At 67.9% G+C, this 1,618-nt stretch carries 1 protein-coding gene; it reads right to left on the bottom strand.

Annotated elements, in window-relative coordinates:
- Positions 1 to 289: 289 nt before the first annotated feature.
- On the bottom strand, positions 290 to 1,537 hold the full coding sequence (locus ACWEJ6_RS54705) for an IS4 family transposase (protein ID WP_452433701.1): 1,248 nt from the start codon (positions 1,535 to 1,537) through the stop codon (positions 290 to 292).
- Positions 1,538 to 1,618 lie beyond the last annotated feature (81 nt).

Raw genomic sequence — 1,618 nt, 5'->3', positions numbered from 1 at the left:
CCAATGCCACTGAGCGTAAGTTGATCAAGCCCTGAGCTGGGCCTGCGTGACTCTCCCGGCCGGTGAACGGGGTGCGGGGACGTGGAGCACGCCTGGTGGAAGGTTGACCAGGTCGATCACAGGTGGGCCCGGGTGGCGGACCCCGATATCGCCTGAGCGCTTGACTCGGTAGGAGTTGTGGCGGGCGCGCTTGACCACGCGCGGGTAGGAGCGGTGGCGGCGGGCGGGGTTGAGCTTGCGCCGGGAGGTGATTCGTCTGATGGTGAGGGCCCGTAACTCGGCCTGGCGCTCAGGGGGAAAAGGCCGCTGGGTCGGCGATCTCCAGGCGGATGTGGCGCAGGCTGTCGGCGAACTTGATCCGATCAGGGTCGGTGTCGGTCTCGGTGGCGGCCTGGCACAACAGTGCGGCCAGGGCGTAGTGAGCGAGCAGGTACCCGTAGATCTCCTGGCGGACCAGGTCCGGGCTCTTGGAGCGCAGGATCTTGCCCGGGCCGCGCAGCTGGGTCTTGATCTCATCGTTGGCCCCCTCATGCTCCCACCTGCCGTGATAGGCCTCGGCCAACTGGCCCGGCATCGCCTCCTCGCGCCGGGTCAGCGTGGTCAGCAGGCAGACCAGTTCCCGATCGTCCGGCCCCGGTCCCCGGTTGACCAGCTGATACTCCACCACCCGCGCCAGCCGGCACCGCTCGGCTTCCTCTGCCAGATCCTCCCCGGCACGCGCCCGCTCCAGCAACCGCGCCCGCGTCGTGGCCGCCGTCTTCGGGGCGAACAGCAGCGTGGTGTAGGAGCCATCATCCAGGTTGGCCACCATCGGCAGGTCCAGGGTGTCGCCGATCCGCCACAGCAGCCCGGCCCCGGTATCGGCCGCGGCGCACCACAACGCGAAGCTGTAAAAGCCCCGGTCGGCCGTCAGCAGCATCTCCTCATCCAACAGCTCCAGCAACTCGCGGGCGGCACCGCGCTCCCCGGTGCCCTTGCCCGCCACGGGACCTACCACCGCGCCCAGCGAGCAGTGCGATCCCGACTCCACCAGCGTGGTGACACGGGCCTGCGGAAACGCCCCGCCCGACGGACGGCCGAACGCCGCGGCGTTCTCGACGGTCTCAGGCAGGTCGAACACCATCGAGTCGATCGAGACCAGCCGCCGCCCATACAGGAACGCGCCCCGTGTCTGGAACTCGGCCACCGGCCGGGCGACCTCGTCGAACACCTGCTTGACAGGCTCGAACCCCAGCCGAGCCCGGGCCTTGGCGATCCCGCCCGAGGTCGGGGTCTCCCACGCCTTCTCCCAGCCGCCCCATTTCACCAACGGCCGGGCCAGCTGCTCGAACACGCCCTCATAGTCGTCCTCGGCGAACAGCGCCATGGCCATCGCGTAGTACACCATCACATGCGGAGGCAAGCCACCACCGCGTCGCTTAGCTCCTCTGTCATGTATCCGGATCGCCTCATCGACCACGATCCGCGGGACCGATGCCGTCAGCACACCCACAGAGATGAGATCAGCCAGGCGTGCGGCCACAGGGTTGGAAGACACGGGATCAAGGTAGCGCCACCACCGGCCAGCCACATGAAACCGCAGCTCAACTAGATGATCCAAATAAGCTCAGTGGCATTG

The organism is Nonomuraea sp. NPDC004702, from assembly GCF_053601695.1.
This window is presented reverse-complemented; position numbering and strand designations above follow the sequence as displayed.